This window comes from Frankia torreyi (assembly GCF_000948395.1).
In the GTDB taxonomy this organism is placed as follows: Bacteria; Actinomycetota; Actinomycetes; order Frankiales; family Frankiaceae; genus Frankia; species Frankia torreyi.
On record NZ_JYFN01000009.1, the window covers coordinates 116,493 to 142,513 of the forward strand.

Genomic DNA, 26,021 nt, shown 5'->3' on the forward strand with positions numbered 1-26,021 from the left:
TCCCCGTAGATCGCCGAAGGCCCCCACCGGCTCCCCCAGGAAGATCGCCGAAGGCGATCTGACAAAAACCCCGAACGGCGCCCTGGGCGAGGGGTCCCCGTAGATCGCCGAAGGCGATCTACGGGGCTACGCCCATAGTTGACCTTCCAGCGCCGCCTCGGCCTCCTCGAGGGTGCCGGCGTAGGCGCCGGTGGACAGGTACTTCCAGCCGCCGTCGCAGACGATGAGGGCGATGTCGGCCCGTCGACCTTCCCGGACCGCCCGCTCGGCCTGGGCCAGCGCGGCGTGCAGGATGGCTCCGGTGGAGATCCCGGCGAAGATGCCCTCCTCCTGGACGAGCTCGCGGGTACGGCGCAGAGCCTCGCGTGGACCGACGGAGTAGCGCGAGGTAAGCACCGACGGGTCGTACAGCTCGGGCACGAAGCCCTCGTCGATGTTGCGCAGGCCGTACACCAGCTCCCCGTAGCGGGGCTCGGCGGCGACGATCGTGATGTCGGGCACCCGCTCCTTGAGGTAGCGGCCGGTGCCCATCAGGGTGCCGGTCGTCCCGAGGCCGGCGACGAAATGGGTGATGGCGGGCAGGTCCTCGAGGATCTCCGGGCCGGTCGTCTCGTAGTGCGCCTGGGCGTTCGCCGGGTTGCCGTACTGGTAGAGCATGACCCAGTCGGGGTTCTCGGCGGCGAGCCGCTTCGCGACGGCGACTGCCTCGTTGGAGCCGCCGGCGGCGGGCGAGTACCGGATCTCGGCGCCCCACATCTGCAGGAGCTGGCGGCGCTCCACCGAGGTGTTCTCCGGCATGACGCAGACGAGCCGGTAACCCCGCTGGCGGCAGACCATGGCCAGCGAGATACCGGTGTTGCCGGAGGTCGGTTCCAGGACGGTCGCGCCGGGGGTGAGCAGGCCGCGCTTCTCGCCGTCGGCGATCATCCACAGCGCCGCCCGGTCCTTGATCGAACCGGTCGGATTGTCCTGCTCCAGCTTCGCCCACAGCCGGACCTCCGGCGACGGGGACAGTCGCGGAAGCCCGACCAGCGGGGTCCGGCCGACCGAGTCGGCCAGGGAGTCGAATCGCATGAGTCGGACCTGCCGCTCGGCTTAGTGCTGACCGGCGCAGGCGCCGGGCGAGCTGTCGACGGAGCCACCGGCGACCGCGGGCAGGATGGTGACCTCGTCGCCGTCGTTGAGCTTGGCGTCGAGCCCGCCGAGGAACCGCACGTCCTCGTCGTTGACGTAGATGTTGACGAACCGGTGCAGCTCGGTCCCGTCGTCACCGGTCACCAGGCGGCCGCGCAGCCCGGAGTGCCGGGAGTCGAGATCGAGGAAGAGCGCGGCGACGGTGTCGCCCGTGCCCTCGACCAGCTTCGAACCTCCCGTGTAGCTGCGCAGGATCGTCGGCACACGGACCTGGACTGCCATGGTGCTCCTTTCGCGGGTGCCAGCGGTCGGGCTCGACCGAGGCGCCGCCCGGATGGGCGGGGTGTTGTGCGGGCGGGGGTCTGCGGGGTGTCAGGACTGCTGGCCGGGATGCGCCGGGGCGGGGCCTTCGCCACTCGCAGGCCCAGGATGCCCCGACGACGGCACGGCTGTCTCCGATTCGGCTGGCGCAGGCAGGGACGATGGCGCAGGCAGGGACCGTGACGCAGGCAGGGACGATGCCGCCCCGGGCCGCCCTGCTCGCGCACCGATGAAACCGGCCACGCCGTCACCCCCCTTGCTGCCCCGTCGCGCGCCGGCCCCGCCCGCGCCGGCCCCGCCACTGCAACGTCCCAGGCCCTCAGACGATTTCCACCGGCTCCTCGGTGACCACGCCGTCCGTGATCCGGAAGGACCGGAACTCGGTGTGGTCGGGCTCCCGAGTGGACGCCAGCACGTAGTGTGCGTCGGGCTCCCCGGCCAGGGAGATGTCCGTGCGGGACGGGAACGCCTCGGTCGCGGTGTGCGAGTGGTAGATGACGACGGGTTCCTCGTCACGGTCGTCCATCTCCCGCCAGATCCGTAGCTGTTCCTTCGAATCGAAGCGGTAGAAGGTCGGCGAACGCTCGGCGTTCTCCATGGGGATGAACCGCTCCGGCCGATCCGAACCCACCGGGCCGGCGACGACCCCGCACGCCTCGTCGGGGTGATCACGGCGAGCATGGGCGACGATCGCCTCGTAACAGGCACGGTCGATGCGCAGCACTGGCCCACCGTACGACGCGGAAGGGGTGGTCTGGGCAGGTCCTGGCGACGAGACGTCCCGGCCACGACCCGGATCGCCCCGGGCGGCCTGGTCCGGGCCTTGTCCGGGCCTAGTCCAGCGCCCGGGTCAGCTCGTCGAGCAGCCCGGTCAGAAAGACGTAGGTCGCCACCAGCGGGTAGCGCGGATCCTCGGGATCCATCCGCTCCAACTCGTCGGAGGAGTCGTCGTCGGTCAGGGCGAGGCGGGTGCCCAGGAACAGCCGCAGGTCGTTCAGGGTGGTCAGCCAGTCCTGGGCGGCGTCCTCATCGAGAACGAGCACGGACCCGGGAGCGGGCATGGCGGCCAGCACCCGGCGGGCGGCGTCGCGCTTGCGGGCGAGCAGGTCGTCGGTGCGGCGGCGACGGAAGTCCCCGGAGGCCATCGGGTCGTCCGGGTACGGGTCGGGAAGCAGCCGGGCGATCGCCGGGTCCTCGGGCGGGGGCGGGGCGGTGTCGCGCAGCCCGACCATCGCCTCCAGCGGGTCCTCGACGGGCGGCGGTTCGAGCAGCGTCTCGATCTGGCTGACGAGTTGGGACAACAGCGCCGACTCCCATTGCGGCAGCCGCAGCTCGATCCCGGACCGGGTGCGACGGAAACCGTCAGCAGCCACGACGTCGTGCCCTCCATCACCGCTCGTCCGCGGCGCCCGCCCGCGGATCTCTCGTTGGTCACCGCCGACGCCGCCGGGGCCGCCGGGGCTCGACCGTCCGCGCGACGGGTCCCGCGGCGCCATCGCCTGGAAAGCCAGGCGGGCGCGCGGCGGGCCACGGCGGGCGTCCGGCGGTTGACCATCGCCAGCCTAGTCGAGCCGGCGGGGTGGCCCTGCGTGCCGCATCGGGGCGTCGGGCCCAGGACCTCGAAGGCGGCGCTGACCGGGCGCCGACGGCCGTTGCGCGACCGGGGTGCGGGTGGCCCGCGGGCCTCCGGAGGCGTTTTCGGGGGTGATCCCCGGGAAGGGGTAGCTCGCTCGTCCCACCCGGAATCTGGCCAATTTTGCGATACGGACGCTACTGAACCCGGCACCGAGCGGAGTCATGCGGTGGCCGCGCGACGCCTGCCGGAGGAGGTCGCGTCCTAATTACCCGAATATTCCGGACGATGGAGTCGAATTTTCCTTGATGACCGATACGCACAGCCCGGATTCATCCCCGGAGTCCGGCAGAACCGAGCCGCGGAACGTATCGATCCGCCGAGAAACGGGGAATACGGATTCAGCGGGCTTTTCGGAATCACTGCCGCGGGACTCCTCCGGGACCGATCCGGACGAATCCCGCCCGCATCTTCTCGACCCGCCGAGCACATTGTCGGACCATCGCCCACGGCCGGGCCCACCGGCCCCCGGCATTCCGTCCTACCCGGCCAGAATCACCCGCCGCCCCGGGCGGCCGGCGCGCGCGGCGCCGCCTGCCGCCGGCGCTCAGCCTCGCCCGACCCGACCCCGATCCAGCTAGCTCTTTGTGGCCCCGTTGCCCCGACGGAGCCCGATGGTTGGGAAAAGTCGGGCCCACGCGAGACCGATCGGCCGCCTCCGCGCACGGCAGACGGCCACGGCACGGCGAACGCGCGGTCGGGAGAGGGACCATGGCGGCCAGGGCCGAGGCGACCCCCTGACACCCGATCGGATCCCCCACCGGCGCCGGGTGCCCGGGGTCGCCCGTCCAGGCTGGTCAGTCCTGGGCGATCGTCGCCCACAGTCCGTATGCATGCAGGCGCTCCGCGTCGGCCTCCATCTCCTCCCGGGTACCGGTGGCGACCGAGGCCCGCCCCTTGTGGTGGACGTCGAGCATCAGCTCGGTGGCCTTCGACTTGGTGTAGCCGAACAACTTCTGAAAGACGTAGGTCACGTACGACATGAGATTGATCGGATCGTTCCAGACGATCGTGACCCACGGCCGATCGTCGTCGAGGGTCTCGTCGGCTTCCTCGACGTCGACGGGCGACACGGCGGTGACAGACACGAGGCCTATTGTTACGCCATTCCCGCGCCCTGACCCGTCGCCGGGCACGGTGAGATGCAACGGCGCACGTCCCGCTCACGGCACGTGACGAGGCAGCGAGGCGACGGCGGTCAGACGGAGCGGCGTAGCAGCGGCGGATGCAGTGCGGTGGCCGAGCCGCGCCGGTACAGCTCGGCGGGCCGGCCGCCGCCGCGCGGGGAGGTGCGCCGGCCCACCGGGACGACGAACCCGGGCGTGGACAGCACCTTGCGCCGGAAGTTCGGCGGATCCAGCGCGACGTCCCAGGCGGCCTCGTAGACGCGACGCAGGTCCGCGAGGGTGAACTGGTCCTCGCAGAAGGCTGCGGCCAGCGGGGTGTACTCCAGCTTCGCGCGAGCCCGCTCGACCCCGTCGGCGACGATCCGTGGATGGTCGAAGGCCAGCGCGGGGCCATCCGGGGAGTCCAGGTCCGCCACCGGCCACCACCGCGCACGGGGGCCGTCCCCGCCGGGCGCCGGCTGCGGCAGGTTCGGCAGCAGGGCCAGGTAGGCGACGCTGACCCCGGGCGCCCGCGGGTCGCGGTGCGGGCCACCGTAGGTACGCAACTGTTCGAGATGGCCGGTCGTGGTCACCCCGGTCTCGGCCCACAACTGGCGCGACGCCGAGGTGTCGAGGTCCTCGTCGCCGTCGACGAAGCCGCCGGGCAGGGCCCAGGCCACGTCGAACGGCGGGTCCCGGCGGATCAGAAGGACGCAGAGCCGACCGCCGCGCAGGGTCAGCAGAACCAGGTCCACGCTGACGGCGACGACCGGCGGCGTGACGGGGTCACCATGACGCCGCCCGTCGTCGCCGTCACGCGGACCGCGGACCTGATTCGGCGGCGAGGCGGGCGGCACCCCTCCAGTCTGGCCATGCCCATCCCACCGCACACGGCCCCCTCCCTGGAGCGGGTCCGCGGGGCCGTGGCGGTGCGGCCGGGCCGCCCGAACGTGACCGGTGGTCGGGCCCGATTGGGCCTGCCGGGTCAGGCCTGCGCCACCGCGATCAGGCGTGGGTGGTGTGCACGACGGGCAGGCATGGCTGACCGAAGCGCACGTCCCGTGCCGTCGGGGGCAGCGCGGTCAACGCCCGGCCGTGGTGCTCGCGGGCCCGTCGGGTGCCGGCGGGCCCGACCAGGTCGGTGTCGACGAGCTCGCCCCGCACGACGATCGACTGGAGCAGCTCACGGTCCCGGGACTCGCCGGGCCGGAACCCGGAGTCCGCAGCCGCCACCGGCGCGGCGACGAAGGTCGAGCCGGCGGAGGGGGTATCGGCGGTCGGCGCCGCGGCCGCAGCGGTGGGACCGGTGGCGGTAGGAGCGATGGCGGTGGGCCCCGCGGCGGAAGGGGCCGCAGTGGCCGCGGAAGCGGAGGAGGCCGTGACGGCGGGAGCGGCCGTCGCGGCGAGAGAGTCCGTGGCGGCGGGAGCCGCGCTGCTGGCGGCTGTGGTGGCGGGAGCAGCGGTGGCGGGAGCGGCGGTGGCGGGNGCAGCGGTGGCGGGAGCGGCGGCGGGGAGGACGACGTCGGCGACGGCGCGGCCGCTGGGGTCGTGGCGGCGCACGACCCGCTTGCGTCCCCCGCGACTGGTCTTGCCCACCGACTTCTTGGCGACGGCGACGCCGTCGACCTCGACGAGCTTGTAGACGAACCCGGCGGTCGGCGCCCCGGAGCCGGTGACCAGGCTCGTCCCGATGCCGTAGCCGTCGACGGGCGCCTCGCCCAGCCGGGCGATGGCGTGCTCGTCCAAGTCCCCGGTGGCGATAATCCGGGTGCTGGGCGCGCCGAGCGCGTCGAGTTGCGCCCGGGCGGCCGTGGCCAGCCCACCCAGGTCGCCGCTGTCGATCCGGATGGCGCCGAGCTCCGGCCCGGCGGCGGCCACCGCCGCGGCGATGCCCGCGGGGACGTCGTAGGTGTCGACGAGCAGCGTCGTGTCGCGGCCCAGGGCGGCCACCTGGGCGGCGAACGCCTCGGCCTCGGTGGGATGGACGAGGGTGAACGCGTGCGCGCTGGTCCCCACGCTGGGCACGGCGTAGGTCCGCGCCGCCTCCAGGTTGGAGCTGGCCGCGAAGCCCGCCAGGTAGGCAGCCCGCGCGGCCGCGACGGCCGCCGCCTCGTGGGTGCGCCGCGAGCCCATCTCCAGGCAGGGCCGCGAGCCTGCCGCGGCGACCATCCGAGCAGCGGCCGCGGCGATCGCGCTGTCGTGGTTGAGGATCGACAGCACGAGCGTCTCCAGCAGCACCGACTCGGCGAACGTCCCCTCGACGGCGAGAACCGGCGCGCCGGGGAAGAACGGCTCACCTTCGGCGAAGGCGCGGATGTCGCCGCGGAAGCGGTAGTCGGCCAGCCAGGCAGCGGTGTCGTCGTCGACGACGCCGGCGGCGCGCAACGCGGCGAGCTCGGGCGGGGCGAAGCGGAAGTCCGCCAGGGCGTCGAGCAGCCGACCGGTACCGGCGAATACGCCGAAGCGGCGGCCGGGCGGCAGCGAACGGGTGAAGACCTCGAAGACCACGCGGCGGTTGGCCGCCCCGGAGCGGAGCGCCGCCCGCAGCATGGTCAACTCATAGTGATCGGTCATAAGTGCCGTGGACATCCGGAACAGGCTAGGGACGAGCTCGTCCAGATGCGCGCCTGACGACATCCCGCGGGCGGCGGAAGGGGATGGGTTCGCCGTGCCGGGAGGTGTGTTGGTCCGGCGGTGGGGCAGGCGCAATCCTGCATGATGTCCCTCACACCTTGCCGCCCCACGCCGCCAGCGACCCGGAGTACCTCGACGTGACCACGCCCGCGACCGACCTCGCGCCGGCCGGGTGTGTGCCCCGGGTGGCGCGGTTCGCGGCCGATCGGCGGCAATTGGACAGGACCTCCGTAGTCGTCCGACGCCGTCATGCGATCGTCTTGAGCGTGGACCAGAGTAATGCCGGCATCTTCATCGTCGTGGTCGGCGGCGCGTTGCTCGCTCTGCTCGTACTCGGCGGTCGAGCCGGCCGGAGCATCGCCCGCGACGTGTGGAGCCGCATCGGCTTCTTCCGCTGGATACTCGTCGCGATCATTATCGTGGTCGTCCTCGATCTGTCCGACGGGTTGCCCAACCAATGAACGCCGGGATGGCGGGAACAGCACCGCATAACGCAAGGCAGCGAAGATGTTGCAGGACGCCACCGGGCCACCTCCGTATGGGGTGGTCGATTTATGTCACTGCGCTCCCTGATGCCCGACTCGTTATGCTCACTTCGCGTAACACGATTGTCGGACGAGAGGACAGCGGGTGACTGGTCACACCTGGCTCTGGACGCCGCCGCGGGCCACTCCAGCCAGCGTCGGCGTCGGCCAGCTCCTGAGGGCTTACCGGCAGGCACACGGCCTGACGCAGCAGCAACTCGCCGATCGGCTTGGCTTCGACCAGTCGTACGTCTCCAAGGTGGAAAGCGGCCGCCGGGCCATCCACGACATCTCTACGCTGCGCCACATCGCCCGCAACCTCGCGCTGTCCCCGGAGGACGTGGGCCTGGCGCCCGGCGCGATGGCGGACCGCCGACGGGACAGCGGCCCACGCAGTCCCGCGGCCGAACAGGTCGCCGCCAGCCAGCGCGCCTGGCGGCTGACCCGGGACCACCTCAACCACCACCGGATCAGCCTGGCCCGGGCCGCGGTGCGGCTCTACCCGGAGACCGACCGGCTCGGCAGCGGACTGCTGGCCCGCCCGGGCTGGGTCTGGGACCGGCCGGTGGACATCGACGAGGTCGCCCTGCACTGGCAGGACAAGGTCGATCCGCCGCTGATCCGCGGGGACGAGCCGGAGACGGCCGGCAGCCGCCCGCTGCTCGGTGGCGGCAGCGCGCAGACCCGGTACCAGCGCTACACCCGGGCGATGCGCGACCTCGACCGGCCGACGCTGTTCGAGAACCGGCTGAGCTTCCGGCTGCTGGACATCGGCGGCGACGGCACGGCGCCGGTGACGGCGGACAACCGGCCGACGCTGAACTTCGGCCACACGACCTACTTCGACGCCGTCGACGTGTGCGAGACGGTGGCGCACGAGGCGGCCGCCGCGATGGCCGGCACCGGTCTGTCCTGGCCGGCGCTGCCGTTCCGGGCGCGCATCGGCAACCCGTTCGACTTCGGCCGCCGGGTGGCGCTGCCGTCGATCAATACCCTGACGATCCGGCACGATCGGGGCGGTCAGGCGAGTTTCTTCCTGCACCGGCGCAGCGCGGGCTCGGTGGCGACCGCCGGCGGGGTCTACCACGTGATCCCCGCCGGGGTGTTCCAGCCGTCGGGGATCACCGCGTTCCACCACGAGGCCGACTTCGACCTGTGGCGCAACATCATGCGGGAGCTCAGCGAGGAGCTGCTCGGCAACCCCGAGCACGACGGCAGCTCGTCCAGCCCGATCGACTACGACACCGACGAGCCGTTCCGCTCCTTCGAGCAGGCGCGGCGGGCGGGCTCGGTGCGGGTGTCGTACTTCGGCATCGGCCTCGACGCGTTGACCTTGTTCGGCGAGATACTCACCGTCGTGGTCATCGATGCGGACGCCTTCGACAAGCTGTTCGGCGGGATGGTCCAGAGCAACGCCGAGGGCTCCGTCGTCACGGCCGGCCCCAACCGGGCGGTGACCGAGGGCATCCCGTTCACCCACACCGCGCTGCGCCGCCTCGTCGACACCGAACCCATCGCTCCGTCCGCGGCGGCGTGCCTCGAGCTCGCCTGGCGCCACCGCGAGACGCTGCTGCCCGGCGTACGCGCCCGGACGGCGTCCTGATCCGGGACATGCGCGTTCTGGTCACCGGTGCGTCCGGATTCATCGGCGGAGTGGTCACGGACGCTCTCGCGGCCGACGGCCATGCGGTGACCGCGATGGTGCGCGACCACTCCTCGGCGCCGGTCTTCGCCCCCGGCGTCGAGGTGGTGGCCGCGGACCTGCTCGACCCGCGGCAGCTCGCCGCCGCGGGGGTGAACCGGGGCTTCGACGGGGTGTGCCATCTCGCGGCCCTGACCCGGGTCCGGGAGTCGCGGATGGCTCCCCTGCGCTACTTCCAGGCCAACCTCACGGGCACCGTCAACCTGCTCACGGCGCTGGAGATCGGCACGGAGCGGACCGGGGTCGCGCCCGCGTTCGTGTTCGGCTCGAGCTGCGCCGTCTACGGCGACGTCGATCTCACCGGCGTCCCGGAGAGCCGCCCGCCGGACCCGTCGAACCCCTACGGCGCGTCCAAGCTCGCCGCCGAGCGCCTGCTGAGTCACCAGGCCGGCACCGGCCTGATCGGCGCGGTCATCCTGCGCTCGTTCAACGTCGCGGGCGCCGTCGAGGGGCACTACGACCGGGACGACAGCCGGATCATCCCGGCGGCGATCGCGGTGGCGAGCGGGCGCCGCGACGTCTTCCGCGTCAACGGGGACGGGCAGGCACTGCGGGAGTACGTCCACGTCGGGGACATGGCGGCTGCCTACCACGCGGCGCTGATGGCGGCCACGCCGGGACGCTGCTCGGTGTTCAACGTGGGCAGCGGCGTCGGAGTGAGCATCATCGACGTGCTGACGGCCGTCGGCCGGGCCAGCGGGCGCCCGGTGCGGCGCATCCACTGCCCGCCCGTCCCCGAACCCAAGGCGCTCATCGGGGACAGCCGGCGGATCCGCACCGAGCTGGGCTGGGGCTCGCCCCGGTCGAGCATCGACCAGATCGTCTCGGACGCCTGGCGGTTCGGCCGGGCATCCGGCGGGACCGGCGTGCCGCCGCGCCAGCGCAACGTCCCGATCATCACCTGACGTCACCCCGACGCCCCCGCCGTCACCGCACGTCCCCGGCCCCGCCGTCACCGCACGTCCCCGGTGCCGCCCGGCCTCCCCGGCGGCGTCCCATCCGGGACATCCCCCGGGCTACCGCCCACCGTGCACACCCCGTAACCTGTAGCGAAGTAGGACCTCTGGGCTCGAGACCAGCGCCTCCGGCGCAGCCGGCCCGGGGTCACATCCCGGACGATCGGGTTCCCGAACTGGTCGGACCGACCCGGTCCGTTCCGTCGGCAGGGAGTTCCGACCCGCGGGACGATGGATCCTGACAGGCTTTCCCGACCCCGAAGGGCTGGCTGTGATGGTGGCGGACCGACACCTGGGCCTGCGGCCCTGTCACGTCTACGACTACGACGGCGAGTACCTGGGCTCCTTCACGAGCTGGTCGGCGGCGCACGAGTGGGCCCATCTCCAGGCCGCGATGGGTGGCGTCCCCGGGCCGTTGGAGGTCGAGGATCGGCAGCTCGGACAGCGTCGGCGCGTCTGGGTGGACCGCTGCGCGGACCTGCTCGCCGCGCCGCCCACCGCAGCCGAAACGCCGGCCGAGGCCGCCCACGCCCCGCGGCCCGGCGGCGCCGGGCCCGACGCGATCAACCGGGAGCACGGCGCGATCGTCGCGACGCTCGGCGCCCCCGTGCTCTGCAACGTCCTCGACGCTCCGACCGTCATCCCCGCGCAGCCCCGCCGGTCGGACTGATCCGCGGCGCCGCGGGTCCGCCCGGCGAGCCCCATCCCACGGGCGGCAACCGGAAGTCACCGCTTCCGCAATGCGGGCCCAGAAACATCGCCGATGGCCCGAAAGGGCAATTTTCCAGCACGAGAAACCCAACACATCATCACCGTCCGAGGACGTGCGGGCCGGTCGGCGGACGGGTCCGCCGACCGGCCCGAATCCCAGGGGACGGCCGGCAGGTGCGGGGAAGGCCGTCGGTCCGGCCCGGACCGCGGCGCTCCGGCCTGGTCGCGTCGGGCCGCGCCCACCCGCAGCGGCGCCCGGATGGACAGCGCGCCGCCAGATCCGGGCGGCGGCCTGCGCCGCAACAGCGCCCGCCGGTGTCGGTCCGCGGCCTCGGGCCCGCCGGGCGGAGGCGAACCGATCGTCCTAGGGTCGACGGCCGCCGACATAAGGCCCAGACTGTCCGTGAACGGACATACTTGACCGACCTTGGCGGACGTTGGCCTATCCTCATATACCGAATGCGACGAAGCCTCCCGTGCCGCCGGAGCTCGCCGGGAACATCCGTGGGCCACCCGACAGAGCACCTGGTCAGCTCCGCGCACTAATCTGACGTCTGTCGTGGCCCGGATCATCTACCGGGACGGGCGCCACGCGGGACTCCGCCCGAACGACCGACGACGAGACGCTCCATGGGGGAGACGAAAGTGGACGAGCAGACCGCTGGGACCGGTAACCCCCGGCCCACCGCGCGCCTGGTGGTCGACGTGGTCCGTGCGCTGCGTGGATGGGTGGTGGCGGCAGCCGGCGGCGTCCTGCTTCTCGGCTGCTACCTGGGCGTCTCCAAGCAGACGGACGTCGCACTGCAACTACCGTACGTGGTGTCCGGCGGTTTCGGCGGGTTGGCGCTCGTCCTGATCGGCAGCGCGTTGCTGGTGGCCGACCGCTTCGAAGCGGCCCAGGCCGCGCAGGCCCGCACCGTCGGCCAGGTCGACGACCTGCACTCACTGATCATCGCGGCCGCCACCGTGGGTGAGCAGGCCGGCGGCGAGCTATCCACCGCCCCGGCCCAGGCGACCTACCAGCAGCAGCCCGCCGCCCCACCGCAGAACTCCTACTACAACGCGGCCGGTGACACCGCGCCGGGCGGATCGACTCGCCCGGCGGGCGTCAGCGCCCCCGGCCCGCGCGCCTGACCCGCCGGCGTCTCCCCGCATTGCGACGGCGCCCCGGAAGGCTGACGTTCCCGTGATCACACTTGACCCGGCCGGCGCCGGCGCACGCCGAGGGGGTGGCCGATGACCAGCATCGACCTGGCGCTGGCCGGCATCTCGCTGGGCGCGATCGCCGCCCTGTCCGGCATCGGCCTGCTGGTCACCTATCGCACCAACGGCGTACTCAACCTCGCCCAGGGCGGGATCGCCACCCTGGTGGCCTACATCTTCCGCGAGATGGTCGTCGAGTGGGACCTGCCGATCTGGCTGGCCGCCGTGATCGCCCTCGCCGTGGTGTCCCCCGGCATCGGGCTGCTGCTCGAACGGCTGGTGTTCCGGCCGCTGGCCCGCCGCCGGGCGTCGGCCGCCGAGGCCCTCGTCGCCAGCCTCGGCGTGCTGGTGCTGAGCCTCGGCATCACCGCGGGCATCTGGGGACTGGGATCACGCAGCGACGCGCCCAGCATCTTTCCGAACTCGTCGGTCCGGGTGTTCGGCGATTCCCGGCTCGGCGTCGACGCACTGGCCGAGCTGATCATGGTCGTGGTGTTCGCCGCGGTCATCGGGATCATCGCCGCCCGCACCGCCTTCGGCCGCCAGATCCGGGCCGTCGTCGACGACCGGCAGCTCGCCGAGCTGTCCGGGGTGCCCGCCGACAAGGTGGCGGCCGCGGGTTGGGCCGCCGGCACCACGATGGCGGGCCTGACCGGCATCCTGCTGGCGCCCCGCTTCCAGCTCACCCCCTACGGCCTGACGCTGCTGGTCCTGGAGACCTTCGCGGTGGTCGTGGCCGCGCGGCTGTCGAGCATGCCGGTGGCGGTCCTCACCGCGCTGGGCATCGCCATCCTGCAGAGCGAGCTCAAGCAGTTCACCCTCCACGGCGACGCCGGCCAGATCCTCACCGTGCTCCAGTCGAACCTGTTCATCGTCGCCCTGCTGGTCCTGCTGCTGGCCGTCCCGAAGCTGCGGGAGCTGGGCTCGGGCGACTCGGGAGCGACGGCGAGCTTCTCCAGCCGCGGCGCGCCGCCGTCCGGGCGGGTCAGCGGGGTCCGTCTCCGGCGGGACTACCTCGGCAAGCTGGGCGGCGGGGCGCTGCTGCTCGCGCCGCTCACCTTCGCGCCCTCCGACCTGCGCTCGGCATTCATGGTGCCGGCGCTGGCCCTGATCTTCCTGTCGATGGTGATCGTCACCGGCTACAGCGGGCAGCTCTCCCTCGGGGCGGCCGGCTTCGCGGGTCTCGGCGCGCTGCTGTCGCTCAAGCTCGCCAACGGCGACCTGTTCGGCCTGCCGGCGATCCCCGGGATCGCGTCGATGTTCGTCGGCGCGCTGTTCGTCGCCCCCATCGGCCTGATCACCGGCTACCCGGCGATCCGGCGCCGCGGGCTGACCCTGGCCCTGACGACCTTCGCCGTCGGCGCCGTCGTGAGCCGGTTCGTCTTCGAGCAGCCCACCTTCGCCACCGGGCTGTACCTCGACCCGCTGTCGCTGTTCGGCTGGGAGCTGTCCGAGAAGGCCTTCTACGTCTTCGAGCTGCTCTGCCTGGGCTTCGGCCTGCTCGTGGTGCGCAACCTGCACCACGGCCGGCTCGGCCGGGCCCTGCTCGCCCTGCGCGACCACTCCGAGGGCGCGGCCGCGGTCGGCGTCGACGTGCGCAACCTCAAGCTGCTGGCCTTCACCGTCTCCTCCGTCGTCGCCGGGCTCGGCGGGACGCTGCTGGTGCACAGCAGCTACTCGTTCTCCGCCGACGACTTCGCCCCGCTGCAGAGCCTGCTGTGGTTCACGGCGGTCGTCGTGTTCGGCGCGGACAGCGCGGCCGGCGCGATCGTGGCCGCCGCGTTCATGGTCACGATCGACGTACTGGCTCCGGCCGGATCGTCGACGCTGGCCATCGGCATCCTGGCGCTCGCCCTGGGGTGGATGCCCGGCGGGCTCGCCTCGGCCGTGCGCGGGCTGCTCCGGCTGCTTGCCCAGTACCTCGCCGACAGCTTCGTCGACCCTAACCAGCGGGCCCCGCGGCCGGTGCCGGTGCGCATCTCCGCGGTGGGCCACCTGCCGGCCACCACCGGCATCACCGGCAGCACCGGCATCCCCGGGATCGGCTCGACCCTGGGGGCGGCCCGCGCCGGGCACTACGCCCGCTGGCCGCTGTCCGGTAACCAGCTCGGACTGCCCGCGGACGCCCCCCGGCTCACGCCGTTCGGCGCCAGCCTGGTGGCGATGGTCCAGCAGTACGCCGCCGCCCAGACCGCGGTGGGCCGCCAGCAGCGGGCCGCGGGGGCGGGCGGCGCCCCGCGCCCGGCGGGGCCGCAGCCGTCCCGCGCCGGCGCCGGCGCCGGGGCCGGGGCCGCCACCCACCCAGCCGAGGGAGGCCGGGCATGAGCCGGCACGTACTCCAGGCCGTGGGCCTGGTGCGCCGCTACGGCGGCCTCACCGCGGTCGACCACGTCGACCTCGTCGCCCCACCGGGCATGATCACCGGCCTCATCGGGCCGAACGGCGCCGGCAAGTCGACGCTGTTCAGCCTGCTCACCGGCGTCGAGCAGCCCGACGAGGGCAAGGTCGTGCTCGGCAGCACCGACATCACCCGGATGCGGCCGGACATCCGGTCGCGGCGCGGCCTGGTGCAGACCTTCCAGGTCCCCTCGCTGTTCCCCACCCTCACCGTCGCGGACAACCTGCTCGTCGGCGCGGAGAACCGGCGCCGGGACTACGCCGGCGGCCTGTTGGGCCTGTCCGCGCAGGGCCGGGGCCGGGTGAGCCACAGCATCGAGCGCGGGCTCGAACGGCTGGGGCTCGCGCCGAAGGGGCCGGTGACCCAGATCGTCGAGGAGGTCCTGGACTCCCTCGGCCTGTCCGAAGTGCGTGACACGATCGCCGGCACGCTGCCCACCGGGGCGCTGCGGCTGGTCGAGTTCGCGCGGGCGTTGTGCGCGCGTCCGGACATCCTGCTGCTCGACGAGCCCGCCAGCGGCCTGGACAGCGAGGAGACCGCCAAGCTGTCGCAGTTGCTGCGGCGGACCGCCGCCGGCGGGGTCGGCATCGTCATCGTCGACCACGACGTCGACCTCGTCTTCTCCGTCGTCGACCAGGTGTACGCGATGGTCGGCGGCCGGGTCGTCGCGTCCGGTGACCCGGAGACGGTCCGCAACGACCCGACCGTGCGGTCGGTGTACCTGGCGCAGGCACCCCTCGCCGTGGCAGGGCAGTCCGGGGAGGCACGATGACGACGGCGACCGCCGAGCTCGAACTGACGGGGGCCCGCGCCGGCTACGGCACGGTCGAGGTCCTGCACGGCCTCGACCTTGCCATCCCCGCCGGGAAGGTGACCGCGCTGCTGGGGGCGAACGGCGCGGGCAAGTCCACCACGCTGCGGGTGTTGTCCGGGCTGATCCCGCTGCGGGCGGGCACCCTGACCTGGCGCGGCGAGGACATCACCCGGCTGTCCACCGTCGACCGGGCGCGCCGCGGCCTGATGCTGGTGCCGGACGAGCGAGCCGTGTTCGCCACTCTGTCGGTCCGGGACAACCTCCAGATCATCGCCGAGGCGAGCGGGCATCCCGACATCACCCCGGCGCTGGAGTCGTTCCCCCGGCTGCGCGAGCGGCTCACCCAGCGGGCCGGTTCGATGTCCGGCGGCGAGCGCCGGATGCTGGCGCTCGCCAGGGCCCTGCTCGCCCGCCCCTCGGTGCTCATGGTCGACGAGCTGTCGCTTGGCCTGTCCCCGAAGGTCGCCGCGGACCTGTTCGGCTGGCTGGCGACCGTGGCCGCCTCCGGCACCACGGTCCTGCTCGCCGACCAGTACACCGAGCAGGCACTGGCCATGGCCGACCTGGTCTACGTCCTGCACCGGGGGGAACGGTCCTTCGTCGGCACCCCCGCCGAGTTCGCCGGCGGCACGCCCGCCGGCGCCTCCGCCTGAACCACTCCCCCCGCCTGAACCACTCCCACCTGAGGCCGCTCCGCCCCCGATCCACCGCTGCCACGAGTCGGGCCCCGGCCGGGACCGCCCGCGGGTGCGGGGATCCCGGCCGGGACCCGAGTCGGTTCGGCGGCCACCACCTGTCGACAGGCAGGGCCGCCGGTCGTCAGCCCGCCGGGTAGGGCAGGTTCGGAACGGTGAAGCAGTTGGTGTTCATGTCCTTGACCTGGGTCTCCCAACCGCCCTTGCCGCCGTTCGCCGAATCCTTCCAGCGGGCGACGTTCAGGCAGTTCTGATCCTGGGCGGGCGGTTCCGGCGCCTTCTTGAAGTTGCGGCCGGCCGAGATGAGCAGCCCGTGGCCGTCATAGTCCTTGCCGCTGTTCATGAACGCCTCGACGCACGTGCGGGTCACGTTGGCGCCGCAGGAGCGGATCGCGTCGGTCAGCCACTGGGCGGAGGCGTAGCCCTCCAGCGTCCACAGGTTCTCCTTGGCCACCCGGTCGGGCGCCGCCGCCTGGAGATCCTTCTGGAACTGCGCCACCGCGGGGATCGAGGTGTCCTGGTAGTTGGCCGAGCCGCTGGTCGAGTAGATCGTGTTCCGGCAGTTCGGCGACGCGCTGTAGACCTGGCCGATGTTGTTCGCCCAGCCCTGCGGCGTGGTCACCTTGGCCTGCAGCGCCATCTTCTGGCTCTCGATGGAGTTGCAGAGCTGCGCGTTGCCGCCGTCGTCCATCGCGTCGAAGACGATCTGCACCCCGCGCCGCTTGAGGTCGAGCACAGCGGAGTCCCAGTTCGGCGCCCCGAGGTTGATCTGCTCCTCGACGACGTTGTAGCCCTCCTTGCGCAGGCCGTCGGCCACCGACTTGGCGTAGCGCTGCGACGGGGCCACGTTGTAGTAGACGACCCCGGCGACGTTGGTGTGCAGATTCTGCTTGAACCAGCGGTAGATCTCGGTCCCCGCGTACAGCGTGCCGTTGTAGCCGGGGCGGTCGCCGTTGCGCGGATAGTAGCTGCCGTAGATCGAGTACAGGTGCGGGTACTGGTCGTACTCGGTGCCCACGGGCTGGCCGCCGATGTCGGGCACGCCCTTCGAGTTGATGTACTGCGCTCCCGCGTAGTTGAAGGCGGTCACCCCGGCGAGCGCGAAGACCTTCTCGTCGTCGACGAGTTTGTGCGCACAGCTCACGTTTCCGTCGCCGCTGCCCTTGTCGTCGCACTCGACGAGGTTCACGCTGCGGCCGTTCACGCCGCCCGCCGCGTTGAGCGCCTTGAAGTAGGCCCGCGCCCCGTACAGCGAGGCGGAGAACGTGTCCGGACCGAAACCGCTGCTCAGACCGGCGATCGTACCGATCTTGATCTCGGTGGGCGTGACCCCGACGTCGGAGGCGGTGTTGTTCGAGGCGCCGGCCTGCGTGCTGGCGGCCGTGGTCGGCTCGGTGTTGTTCACACGGCTGCCGCAGGCGACGAGCGCCAGCGACGACAGCACGACGGCGGCGACGAGCGATTTCGCTCGCATGGACATGCTCTCCCCTGGTAGATCGGTGACGCTCGAACGGTACGGCCGGATCGACGCCCTCGATACGTCAGGCTGACGACAGCCAACCAGCCGCCGCTGACCACGTACCGTTACATCAACCAGCGTTGCGCACAAACATGCGGCGCCACCAGCTTCGACGCACCGCAGGCGCGCTCGCGCGCTCCACCGGTGCCTCCTCCGCGGCCGGGGAGCTCTCCCCGCCCACGCCCTTACCGCCCTCCCCGTCACCCGTTCCCGCGCCCTCTGCCACCACGACGACGCTGTCGGTGGCCGGTTCCGCGGAAGGGAGAACGCCGGTCCCCGTCCGGTCGCCGCCCCCGCTGGTGGCCGGAGCCGCCGCGAGGACCGCCTCCGTCCCGGAGGGCTCGGCTACCGTACCGCCCGCCAGCTCCACCGCTGGCGTGGCATCGTTCGAGGCCTTCGCCGACGCCGGCGGGATCGTGCTCCCCAGCCGAGCCATCGCCTCGTCAAGGGCGGCCAGGACCTCCCCGAGCGTGGCCACCGGGTCCTCTGCCGCGCTGGGGGCCGAGGGCGCCCCGGCCCCGGTCGCGGCTGCGGCTGCGGCTGCGGTGGCCGGCACCTCCTGCGCAATCTGTACAGACGGCTGCGCTGGCACGGCGACCGGCTCCACCTCCCGAGCCGCAACCACCTCCCCAGCCGCAACCGGCTCCACCGCCGCAGGAACCGGCTCGGCGACCACAACCGGCTCGGCGGCCACCTCCACGACCGGGGCCGGCTCCCCCACCGCCACCGGCTCGGACACAACGACCGGCTCGGACACAACGACCGACTCAGACTCGACAGCCGGCTCGGGCTCGACAGCCGGCTCGGACTCAGTCGCCGACTCGGACACGACGGCCGGCTCGGACTCAGCGGCCGGCCCGGACTCAACGACCGGCCCGGACTCAACGACCGGCCCGGACTCGTCAGTCGGCGGGATCTCCGCGGGCGGCAGCGGGGCGGCCTCGGCGAGCGGCTCGGTCGCCGGCACCGGCTCGACGGCCGACTCCGCGACGCCGAGCAGCTCGACCTCCGCCGCCGGCGCAGCGCCGGTCTCGGCCGTGGACCGCTCCGAAAACGGTTCCACCGAGCTGGCCGGTTCCACCGAGCTGACCGGCACCACGGTGACCGGGGGGTTCACGGCAGGCGGATCGGCCTCAGCCGGAACCGCCGGGACGGAGCCGGCGGGGACGGAGCCGCCCGGGATCTCGGGGGTCACGGCGGCCGGCTGCGGCAGCCGATTGAGGATGAGGCCGCCGGAGCCCTGCGCGCGGCGCACCTGTCCGGTCTGGGCGAGTCGCCGGCAGACCTGGTTCACCGTGCCCCGGTTCGCCCCGATCGCCGCCGCCAGCCTGCCGTCGTCCAATCCTTCGGGAACCTTGGCGAGCTGGTCGAGTATCCGCTCAGCAACAGTAGCCACAAAGCGGGACGCTATACGCTAACTGCCTCCCGGTGGCAAGCGGGGTCGCCCCACGCGGTAATCGTGTCCATGCTGCTGCCGTTTGCATCCGCGCTGTCGGTCGTACCCGCCCGCAGCCCCGCACGGCAGATCCCCACCCGGGCGGATCTGCACGGGACACGGCGATCCGGCCCCGGCCGTGCCGGACCACCGTCGCCCACCGACGCCGCGGCGCCCGCGGAGACCGGTGTAGCCGGCGTCGTCCCAACGGACGAGAACGCCGCCCTCAATGACTTGCCAACTACAGATCGCTGTATTCCGCCGGAGAGTCGCCGCGTGACCAGGACCCGGATCCACTCCGCCGGACCGCCCGACCGCCGTGGCCGTCCGGCCCGTCGAGCAGGGATGGATGGACGTCCTCCCCCGCCTGACGGCGGGGACCCAACTCCTCCGCACCCACCGGAAGGCGGGCGCGTCGTGTTGAGGTTCGCGATTCGCCGGCTCGACTGGTGCCGGGCCTCCCCGCGCAGTCAGCACGCGTCCCGCGGCAATGTTCCTGGCCGCGTCGCTGTCCAGGCCGGGGCATCCATGCCGAAACCATGGTGACCGGACAAGCCGCCGGGAACCGCGACAGACGCTGGAGTCGGCATTCAACCGCGCCGGAAAAGTTTCGGATTCCTGCGAAAAATGTCCAGGTCAGCACCACCAGAAGAGGCCTTGGACCCAGCCCGCGGAAAATCCCTCCGAACGGCAGGAAGAGGAGCAGGCCATCGCGGACGACCGCTTGCTCCGTCCGCAGGGCACAACCAAGCCGCTTCCCCGCGATTGTCCGGCCGACCGCAGAGAAAAGAGGATCTTGACCCCGACGGTTTCCAGCCGAGGCCGCCGACGGTCCGGCCCGACCTCGATCGAGTCAATCGGCACGGACCCCGGCCGGCTGCGGGTCGGTGCGGTCGCCCGCGGCGCGCGCCGACCGACAAGGCACGGCGCAATGTGGGCTTAGCGCCGCCGGGCCAGGGAAGGTGCATCATCAAGGCGTGCCGGGAACGGCCCGGGACGCACCGATGTAGACAGCGACCGGACCCGTCCCGCCGACGATCCGTCCAGGTGCACGCCGCCGGACGACCGCCGCTCACCGGGGACCGGTTGGGGAGGCCGACGTGACGCAACCAGCCTCGGATTCCGACTCGTGGAACCGCGAGGACTCGCCCCTGGAACCCGCCGAGACGTTCGACAGCGACGACCTCGGCTCGACGGACGCCGGCAGAGACCCGCTCGACGACAGCTGGGAGGCTCCGGACCGGCCGAGCGCGAGTGTCCGATACCCGCACACGCCGCGGGAGGAACGCGCGGGCTCGTCCTTCGCGGAGCAGCTCGCGGCCGAGCAGCCGGACACCGACCCCTATCTGGAGGCCGAGCGCCGGGAGTCGGGCCGGATCCTGCGGGCTGACGTCAACGGCGAGGATGCCACCGCCTTCGAGGACACCGCCTTCGAGGACTCGGCCTTCGAGCGGGACGAGTACGCGGCGACCAGGAATTCCGCGGCCGAGGAGAACGCCCTGCACCTGGAGTGACCGCCCGCGACGCCGGCCCGACCAGCGGCGGTCGGGCACCGCCCTGAGGCCGGGCGCCGACCGCGGGGTCGGGCGCCGGTGTGACCGCCGGCCGGCGCGGACCGATCCTCGCTCCGGCTACGCTGATCGAGTGACGGCCGCGATCCCGCATCCGGACCATCCGCCGCCCGCCCCGGTCATGACGGCCAGTCCGTCGGCGGCGCCACGGGTCTGGTCCCCACGGATCTGGTCGCCACGGGCCCGCCTCGGCGGGTTCGGTGCGGTGGGGGCGATCGCGGCTGCCGCCGCCGTGCGGGTCTACCTCGTCGACCCGGCGCAGCCCGGCCATTATCCCACCTGCCCATTCCGCTGGGCGACGTCGCTGGACTGCCCCGGGTGCGGCACACTGCGCGGACTGCACCAGCTCCTGCACGGGCACCCAGGCGCAGCCGCCGACTACAACCTCTTCTTCGTCGTCGCCGCGCCGATGCTGGTCCTCGGCTGGGCGGTGGCGGTGGCGCGGGCCGCCGGCTGGCGGCGCCCGCTGCCCCGCGTCCCGGCCCGGCTGCTGCCGATCATCCCCGTGCTGGTCATCGCCTTCTGGGTGCTGCGCAATCTGCCGGTGCCCGGCTGCACGTGGCTGGCGTCCTAGGCAACGCGGCACCGGGCGAGTGGTGCGGTCAGCGCCGGCCCAGCAGGTAGCAGGCGATGGCGGCGGTGGCGGCGACGTTGAGCGAGTCGACGCCGTGCGCCATCGGGATGCGGACCCGCGCGGTCGCCGCCGTCTGGGTTGGTTCGGACAGGCCGGCCCCCTCGGTGCCGAGCAGGAGCGCGACGCGCGCCGGTGCCCCAGTGGCCGGGCCCGCCGGATCCGCTGTCGACCCGAGGACGGCCGGCCTGCCGTCAGCCGGAGCGAGCCCGACCGGAGCGGCGTCGGCCGGAGGCGAGTCGGCCGGAGTGGGCCTGACCGGAGCGGAGTCGATCGGAGCGCCGGCGTCGAGCCGGGCGGCGAACGCGCCGAGATCGGCGGCGTCGGCGGCCGGGGTCAGCGCCAGCAGGGTGAAACCGGCGTCGCGGAGCAAGCCCAGCGCGCCCGGCCACGGGTCGAGCCGGGCGTAGGGCACGGCGAACACCTCGCCCATCGAGACCCGCACGGAGCGGCGGTAGAGCGGATCGGCGCAGCGGGGGCTGAGCAGCACCGCGTCCATCCCGAGCCCGGCGGCCGAGCGGAAGATCGCCCCCAGGTTGGTGTGGCTCACGATGTCCTCGCAGACGAGGACCCGCCTCGCGGCGGCGAGCACGTCCGCCGGGGCCAGCGGTGGGCGCCGGCACATCGACGCGAGCGCGCCGCGGTGCACCTCGAAGCCGGTGATGGCGGCGAGGACGTCGGCCCCGGCCACGTAGACGGGGACCTCCGCCGGCAGGTCCGCCGGCACCGCGCCCAGCCGGGCCGGGGAGACCAGGACCGAACGGGGCCGGTAGCCGGCCCGCAGCGCCCGGGTGATGACCCGCTCGCCCTCGGCGATGAACAGCCCGTCGGCCGGCTCCCGCCGCCGCCGCAGGGCGACATCGGTGAGCGCGACGTAGTCGTCGACACGCGGATCCGCAGGATCGTCGATCGCCACGACCGGCGCCGAGACCTGCGCCGGAACCTGGGCCGCGGCGGATCCGGGCGGGTCAGCGGGCACGCCGGAACCTCCGGACGCGGCCGGTGTCACCCGGGCGTAATGAGCGGGACGCAGAATCGGCGGCCATGACCGAGCCGCACTCCGCGCCCGCACTGGCACCGGCAGCCACTTCGGCGCCGGCAGCCACGCCGGGTCCCGCCGTCTCCCGTCCCATCACCGCTCCTGTTTCCGCCGATCTGCTCGTCGTCGGCGCCGAGCTGGTCGCGACCGTGGACGCCGACCGCCGGGAGATCCGCGGCGGGTGGGTCGCGGTGACCGACGGACTGGTCAGCGCGATCGGCGGCCCGGCCGACCCGCCGCCGCCGGCCCGGCGCACCCTACGGGCCGACGGCGCACTCGTCACGCCCGGCCTGGTGAACACACACCATCACATCTACCAGAACCTCACCCGCGCCTTCGCTCCGGCCCTGGGCGGCACCCTGTTCACCTGGTTGTCGACGCTGTACCCGCTGTGGTCACGGCTGGACGAGGAGGCGGTGCACGTCTCGGCCTACGTCGGGCTCACGGAGCTGGCGCTCGGCGGCTGCACCACGACCACCGACCATCTCTACGTGCATCCGCGCGGCGGCGGGGACCTGATCTCGGCGGAGATCGCCGCGGCGACGGCCCTGGGGCTGCGGTTCCACCCGACCCGCGGGTCGATGTCGCTGTCGGCGAAGGACGGGGGCCTGCCGCCCGACTCGGTGGTCCAGGATGACGACGAGATCCTCGCCGAGTCGGCCCGGCTGGTCGCCCGCCACCACGACCCGTCGTGGGGCGCGATGGTGCGCGTGGCGCTCGCGCCCTGCTCGCCGTTCTCGGTCAGCCCGGCGCTCATGCGCGCCACCGCCGAGCTCGCCGAGCAGCTCGACGTGCGCCTGCACACCCATCTCGCCGAGGATCCCGAGGAGGACGAGTACTGCCTGGCGGTGTTCGGCCGCCGGCCCATCGACCAGTTCGCCGAGGTCGGCTGGGCCGGGGACCGGGCGTGGGTGGCGCACTGCATCTGCCCGAATCCCGAGGAGGTCGCCCGGCTGGGCGCCTGGGGCACCGGGGTGGCGCACTGCCCGAGCAGCAACATGATCCTCGGCGGCGGACTCGCGCCGATCGCCGAGCTACGGGCGGCCGGTGTCCCGGTGGGTCTCGGCTGCGACGGTTCGTCGTCGGCGGACTCGGCGTCGCTGTGGCTGGAGGCCCGCACGGCGATGCTGCTGGGCCGGCTGCGGCACGGCTCCGCGTCGATGTCGGCCCGCGACGCGCTGGAGATCGCCACCCGTGGCGGCGCGGGCTGCCTCGGCCGCGCCGGCGAAATCGGCGAGCTGTCCGTCGGGGCGGTCGGCGACCTGGTCGTCTGGCCCCTGGACGGGGTCGCCTTCGCCGGGGCGCTGTCCGACCCGATCGACGCCTGGCTGCGCTGCGGGCCGACCGCCGCCCGGCACACCGTCGTCGCCGGCCGGCTCGTCGTCGAGGACGGCCGGCCGGTGCACCCCGACCTGCCCGCGATGCTCGACCGGCACCGCACGCTCGCCGCCGGCATCCAACGCGCCTTCGACGACGCCGGTACTGCATATCCAGTCCAGAGGGAAAGATCGGGCGCGGAAGCCTCCGGATAAGCGGGGACGTGCTCAGGCCGGCGCCGGAGTACTCAGGCCGGCGCCGGAGAAGTGGCGGCGGTGGCCACGGCGAGGCGCTGCGCCGTGTAGAGCGGCTCGCCGAGCCGGTGGTAGAGCGACAGCTCGGTGTCGAGCCAGGCCAGGTGCCGCTCCTCGTCGGCGAGGACGGTCTCGATCAGGATGCGGGTGGTCGCGTCGTGCTCGGCGGCGGCGACCTCCGCAGCCTGGTTCAGGCCGGGACGGGCGCCGCGCTGGGCCGCCAGGTCGTTCTCCAGCACCTCCCGCAGCGACGTCCCGATGGCCGGCTTGGCCACCACGAAGTCCGGCCGGCCGCCGAGGTCGAGCAGCCGGTTGAGCACCGCGGCGATGGTGACCGGCTCGTCGGCGATCCGCTGAGCCATGCCCGCGGCCAGGCCGTGCAGGCCCCAGGACTCGACCAGGACGAGATGGGTGCGGTGCTGGGCGTAGCCCGCCCAGTAGCTGCCGAGCAGCTCGTTGAGCAGCTCGGTCACCGGAGTGGTCTGCGTTTCGGCCATACGTCCGTCCCTCCCACGGGTCCGGCGGGCCCCACCGGCACCAGATCGGAACGGCGCCGCCGGACCTCCCGCCCAGATCCTCGACTGTCCAGGGCATGAATATATGTCACCAGACTAGGCACATAAAACAGCCCGGAGGGAGCGGTCAGGTCGGGGCGGCGCCGGCGGGGCGGGCAAGGCCGACGTCGCGGGCGGCGAGGAGGTCGACGAAGCCGCGCGCGCCGTCGAGAGGAACACCCGCCCGGCCGCGGTGGGGCGCACTGACCCCGGTTGGCCGCCCCCAAGGGGACATTTGGTACAACGCAATGGGGCAGTTCGGACCGGGTTACCGTGTTGGCCCCCCGGGTCCGACGAGCTGAGCGATGATGGTTCGGGCGCGGGAAGCCGGACGTCCCCCACCGAGACCGCCGCCGCCGGCGCCGCGCATCGACCCCCCCGATCGGTGCGCCCAGCGCCGGCGGCGGCTTCATTCCCGGCCGCCCCCGCGTCCCCCGGAGACTGGGGGGCATGCCGACGCTGCCGCCCGATGTCGTCGCCCGACTGACCGCCGCCCTCGACCCCGTCGACGCGGACCTCGCCGCCCGCCATCCGGGCGGCACCCGCGCCCGCCAGCCCGTCCACACCTGCTACCTGCCGGCCGATCAGATGGTTCCCGACGTCGTGCCGGCCTGGGGCGCCCGCGCCCGCGCCCTGCTCGCGGCGTACGGCGCCGACCCGGCGACGCTCGCCGCGGCGACCGGCGGCGACCCGCGGCCGCAGGTCGCCGCGGCCGTCCACGCTCACACCCGGCGCGTGCTCGCCGCCGAGCCGATCCAGGACCTGCGGGTCGACCTGGAGGACGGCTACGGCCTGCGGCCGGACGACGCCGAGGACGCCGACGCCGTGCGCGCGGCCACGGCGCTGCGCGCCGCATCCGCGGCCGGGGTCCTACCCGCCCGCTACGGGCTGCGGCCCAAGTCGCTCGACCCGCTGGTCCGCGACCGCGGGCTGCGCAGCCTCGACCTGTTCCTCACCGCGCTCGTCGGCGACGACTCCCCGCCACCCGGCCTCGTGCTGACCCTGCCCAAGGTCAGCGACCCGCGACAGCTTCGGGTCTTCGCCGACGTCCTCGGCGAGCTGGAGCGGCGGCTCGGGCTCGACCCGGTCGGCCTCGAGGTGCAGGTCGAGACGCCGGCTGCGGTGCTCGCCCTGCCCGAGCTGGTGCGCACCGGCCTCGGCCTGGGCCCCGGCCGCCTCGTCGGGCTGCACGTCGGCACCTACGACTACTCGGCGGCGCTCGGGATCACGGCCGCCCACCAGGCCAGCGACCATCCGGCGGTGGAGTTCGCCACGACGATGATGCAGCTCGCGGCGGCCGGCACCGGCCTCGACGTCGCAGACGGCTCGTCGAACCTGCTGCCCGTCGACGGCGACGAGCGGCCGGGTGCCTCCGGCGACGATGTGCGCCGCGCCTGGCACCGGCACGCCGAGCTGGTCCGCCGCGCCTGGCACCGTGGCCTCTACCAGGGCTGGGACCTGCATCCCGGGCAGTTGGTGAGCCGGCACGCGGCGGTTGCCGGCTGCCTGCTGGCCGGGCTCGGCGGGGCGCTTTCCCGGCTGGCCGACTACGCCGCCGCCCGGCAGTCCGGCGCGGTCGCCGACGAACCGGCGACCGGGCGGGCCCTGGCCGGGCACATCCTGCGGGCGCTGGACGCGGGCCTGCTGGACGACCCGCGCCTCGCCGCCGCGGGCCTCGACCGGACGACGGTCATCCGCCTGGGCGGACGGCAACAACCCAACGCAGCCAGCAGCAGCAGCAGCCCGTAATCGCCCGATAAACAAAACGGCAGGCGTACTCCACATTAATATTAGGTGAACTACGACGAACATCATTCGCTATCCCGTTCTGGATGTTCCCGACGAGTCGACATCAGCCCGGTTCAGGTCT

22 protein-coding genes and 2 pseudogenes are annotated in these 26,021 nt (G+C 73.2%); 12 read left to right on the plus strand and 12 right to left on the minus strand.

The features are described 5' to 3' along the window. Positions 1 to 126 precede the first annotated feature (126 nt). From FF36_RS08195 to FF36_RS08225, 8 genes and pseudogenes are all read right to left on the minus strand, one after another. Positions 127 to 1,074: a PLP-dependent cysteine synthase family protein gene (locus FF36_RS08195; protein ID WP_044884376.1), complete on the minus strand. Its 948-nt coding sequence runs from the start codon at positions 1,072 to 1,074 to the stop codon at positions 127 to 129. 21 nt (positions 1,075 to 1,095) lie between these two features. After that, positions 1,096 to 1,416: a MoaD/ThiS family protein gene (locus FF36_RS08200; RefSeq protein WP_044884377.1), complete on the minus strand. Its 321-nt coding sequence runs from the start codon at positions 1,414 to 1,416 to the stop codon at positions 1,096 to 1,098. 358 nt (positions 1,417 to 1,774) lie between these two features. Continuing rightward, positions 1,775 to 2,179 carry a M67 family metallopeptidase gene (locus FF36_RS08205; protein ID WP_044884378.1) on the minus strand — a complete coding sequence of 135 codons (405 nt, stop codon included), beginning with the start codon at positions 2,177 to 2,179 and terminating at the stop codon, positions 1,775 to 1,777. A gap of 109 nt (positions 2,180 to 2,288) precedes the next feature. After that, positions 2,289 to 2,828, minus strand: coding sequence for a DUF2017 domain-containing protein (locus FF36_RS08210; RefSeq protein ID WP_044884379.1), 540 nt, complete (start codon positions 2,826 to 2,828; stop codon positions 2,289 to 2,291). A gap of 1,057 nt (positions 2,829 to 3,885) precedes the next feature. Continuing rightward, positions 3,886 to 4,176 (minus strand): ATP-dependent Clp protease adapter ClpS, encoded by a 291-nt coding sequence (clpS, locus tag FF36_RS08215; RefSeq protein ID WP_041938928.1) that lies wholly within the window; start codon positions 4,174 to 4,176, stop codon positions 3,886 to 3,888. A gap of 110 nt (positions 4,177 to 4,286) precedes the next feature. Next, positions 4,287 to 4,949, minus strand: a complete 663-nt coding sequence (locus FF36_RS08220; protein ID WP_044884431.1) for an NUDIX hydrolase — start codon at positions 4,947 to 4,949, stop codon at positions 4,287 to 4,289. A 250-nt stretch (positions 4,950 to 5,199) separates the two neighbouring features. Next, positions 5,200 to 5,679, minus strand: a pseudogene (locus tag FF36_RS37420) (nicotinate phosphoribosyltransferase); the annotation flags it as partial. Position 5,680: 1 nt separating this feature from the next. Continuing rightward, a pseudogene (locus FF36_RS08225) lies at positions 5,681 to 6,831 on the minus strand (nicotinate phosphoribosyltransferase); the annotation flags it as partial. 134 nt (positions 6,832 to 6,965) lie between these two features. Here FF36_RS08225 and FF36_RS37425 point away from each other — a divergent pair. The 8 genes from FF36_RS37425 (at position 6,966) to FF36_RS08265 (ending at position 15,789) form a co-directional block, all read left to right on the plus strand. Beyond that, on the plus strand, positions 6,966 to 7,289 hold the full coding sequence (locus tag FF36_RS37425) for a hypothetical protein (RefSeq protein ID WP_236705641.1): 324 nt from the start codon (positions 6,966 to 6,968) through the stop codon (positions 7,287 to 7,289). A gap of 169 nt (positions 7,290 to 7,458) precedes the next feature. Continuing rightward, the gene (locus FF36_RS08235; protein WP_044884381.1) at positions 7,459 to 8,955 is read left to right on the plus strand and encodes a helix-turn-helix domain-containing protein; all 1,497 of its coding nucleotides are present in this window, start codon (positions 7,459 to 7,461) and stop codon (positions 8,953 to 8,955) included. An 8-nt stretch (positions 8,956 to 8,963) separates the two neighbouring features. Continuing rightward, on the plus strand, positions 8,964 to 9,959 hold the full coding sequence (locus tag FF36_RS08240) for an NAD-dependent epimerase/dehydratase family protein (protein ID WP_044884382.1): 996 nt from the start codon (positions 8,964 to 8,966) through the stop codon (positions 9,957 to 9,959). Between the two features lie 325 nt (positions 9,960 to 10,284). After that, positions 10,285 to 10,680 carry a hypothetical protein gene (locus FF36_RS08245; protein WP_044884383.1) on the plus strand — a complete coding sequence of 132 codons (396 nt, stop codon included), beginning with the start codon at positions 10,285 to 10,287 and terminating at the stop codon, positions 10,678 to 10,680. A gap of 686 nt (positions 10,681 to 11,366) precedes the next feature. Beyond that, positions 11,367 to 11,855: a hypothetical protein gene (locus FF36_RS08250; RefSeq protein WP_044884384.1), complete on the plus strand. Its 489-nt coding sequence runs from the start codon at positions 11,367 to 11,369 to the stop codon at positions 11,853 to 11,855. A gap of 102 nt (positions 11,856 to 11,957) precedes the next feature. Next, on the plus strand, positions 11,958 to 14,249 hold the full coding sequence (locus FF36_RS08255) for an ABC transporter permease (protein WP_044884385.1): 2,292 nt from the start codon (positions 11,958 to 11,960) through the stop codon (positions 14,247 to 14,249). Then, positions 14,246 to 15,094, plus strand: a complete 849-nt coding sequence (locus FF36_RS08260) for an ABC transporter ATP-binding protein (protein ID WP_044884386.1) — start codon at positions 14,246 to 14,248, stop codon at positions 15,092 to 15,094. The genes FF36_RS08255 and FF36_RS08260 overlap by 4 nt, the downstream gene beginning before the upstream one ends. Continuing rightward, positions 15,091 to 15,789 (plus strand): ABC transporter ATP-binding protein, encoded by a 699-nt coding sequence (locus tag FF36_RS08265; RefSeq protein WP_044884387.1) that lies wholly within the window; start codon positions 15,091 to 15,093, stop codon positions 15,787 to 15,789. The genes FF36_RS08260 and FF36_RS08265 overlap by 4 nt, the downstream gene beginning before the upstream one ends. 166 nt (positions 15,790 to 15,955) lie before the next feature. On the opposite strand, the gene FF36_RS08270 is transcribed toward FF36_RS08265, so the two are convergent. Then, positions 15,956 to 17,305, minus strand: coding sequence for an ABC transporter substrate-binding protein (locus tag FF36_RS08270; protein ID WP_044884433.1), 1,350 nt, complete (start codon positions 17,303 to 17,305; stop codon positions 15,956 to 15,958). Between the two features lie 115 nt (positions 17,306 to 17,420). Next, positions 17,421 to 18,746: a hypothetical protein gene (locus FF36_RS35375; RefSeq protein WP_044884388.1), complete on the minus strand. Its 1,326-nt coding sequence runs from the start codon at positions 18,744 to 18,746 to the stop codon at positions 17,421 to 17,423. Between the two features lie 1,139 nt (positions 18,747 to 19,885). On the opposite strand from FF36_RS35375, the gene FF36_RS08280 reads away from it, so the two are divergent. Beyond that, a complete protein-coding gene (locus tag FF36_RS08280) occupies positions 19,886 to 20,299 on the plus strand; it encodes a hypothetical protein (protein ID WP_044884389.1) in 414 nt (137 codons plus the stop codon). 130 nt (positions 20,300 to 20,429) lie between these two features. Continuing rightward, positions 20,430 to 20,930: a DUF2752 domain-containing protein gene (locus tag FF36_RS08285; protein WP_242418072.1), complete on the plus strand. Its 501-nt coding sequence runs from the start codon at positions 20,430 to 20,432 to the stop codon at positions 20,928 to 20,930. 28 nt (positions 20,931 to 20,958) lie between these two features. Here FF36_RS08285 and FF36_RS08290 read toward each other — a convergent pair whose 3' ends face one another. After that, the gene (locus FF36_RS08290; RefSeq protein WP_044884390.1) at positions 20,959 to 21,966 is read right to left on the minus strand and encodes a TrmH family RNA methyltransferase; all 1,008 of its coding nucleotides are present in this window, start codon (positions 21,964 to 21,966) and stop codon (positions 20,959 to 20,961) included. A gap of 65 nt (positions 21,967 to 22,031) precedes the next feature. Here FF36_RS08290 and FF36_RS08295 point away from each other — a divergent pair, with 65 nt between their 5' ends. Continuing rightward, positions 22,032 to 23,558 (plus strand): 8-oxoguanine deaminase, encoded by a 1,527-nt coding sequence (locus tag FF36_RS08295; RefSeq protein ID WP_242422375.1) that lies wholly within the window; start codon positions 22,032 to 22,034, stop codon positions 23,556 to 23,558. Positions 23,559 to 23,590: 32 nt separating this feature from the next. Here the strand turns inward: FF36_RS08295 and FF36_RS08300 are convergent, their stop codons facing one another. Continuing rightward, positions 23,591 to 24,094: a ferritin-like domain-containing protein gene (locus FF36_RS08300; protein WP_044884391.1), complete on the minus strand. Its 504-nt coding sequence runs from the start codon at positions 24,092 to 24,094 to the stop codon at positions 23,591 to 23,593. Between the two features lie 507 nt (positions 24,095 to 24,601). Here FF36_RS08300 and FF36_RS08305 point away from each other — a divergent pair. After that, positions 24,602 to 25,900 carry a DUF6986 family protein gene (locus FF36_RS08305; RefSeq protein ID WP_044884392.1) on the plus strand — a complete coding sequence of 433 codons (1,299 nt, stop codon included), beginning with the start codon at positions 24,602 to 24,604 and terminating at the stop codon, positions 25,898 to 25,900. Positions 25,901 to 26,021 lie beyond the last annotated feature (121 nt).

Coding starts and splice junctions, on each gene's coding strand:
- FF36_RS08270 (WP_044884433.1), bottom strand. CDS start 17,305: ATGCGAGCGAAATCGCTCGTCGCCGCCGTCGTGCTGTCGTCGCTGGCG.
- FF36_RS08245 (WP_044884383.1), top strand. CDS start 10,285: ATGGTGGCGGACCGACACCTGGGCCTGCGGCCCTGTCACGTCTACGAC.
- FF36_RS08255 (WP_044884385.1), top strand. CDS start 11,958: ATGACCAGCATCGACCTGGCGCTGGCCGGCATCTCGCTGGGCGCGATC.
- FF36_RS08295 (WP_242422375.1), top strand. CDS start 22,032: ATGACCGAGCCGCACTCCGCGCCCGCACTGGCACCGGCAGCCACTTCG.
- FF36_RS08260 (WP_044884386.1), top strand. CDS start 14,246: ATGAGCCGGCACGTACTCCAGGCCGTGGGCCTGGTGCGCCGCTACGGC.
- FF36_RS08200 (WP_044884377.1), bottom strand. CDS start 1,416: ATGGCAGTCCAGGTCCGTGTGCCGACGATCCTGCGCAGCTACACGGGA.
- FF36_RS08265 (WP_044884387.1), top strand. CDS start 15,091: ATGACGACGGCGACCGCCGAGCTCGAACTGACGGGGGCCCGCGCCGGC.
- FF36_RS08195 (WP_044884376.1), bottom strand. CDS start 1,074: ATGCGATTCGACTCCCTGGCCGACTCGGTCGGCCGGACCCCGCTGGTC.
- FF36_RS08305 (WP_044884392.1), top strand. CDS start 24,602: ATGCCGACGCTGCCGCCCGATGTCGTCGCCCGACTGACCGCCGCCCTC.
- FF36_RS08240 (WP_044884382.1), top strand. CDS start 8,964: ATGCGCGTTCTGGTCACCGGTGCGTCCGGATTCATCGGCGGAGTGGTC.
- FF36_RS08300 (WP_044884391.1), bottom strand. CDS start 24,094: ATGGCCGAAACGCAGACCACTCCGGTGACCGAGCTGCTCAACGAGCTG.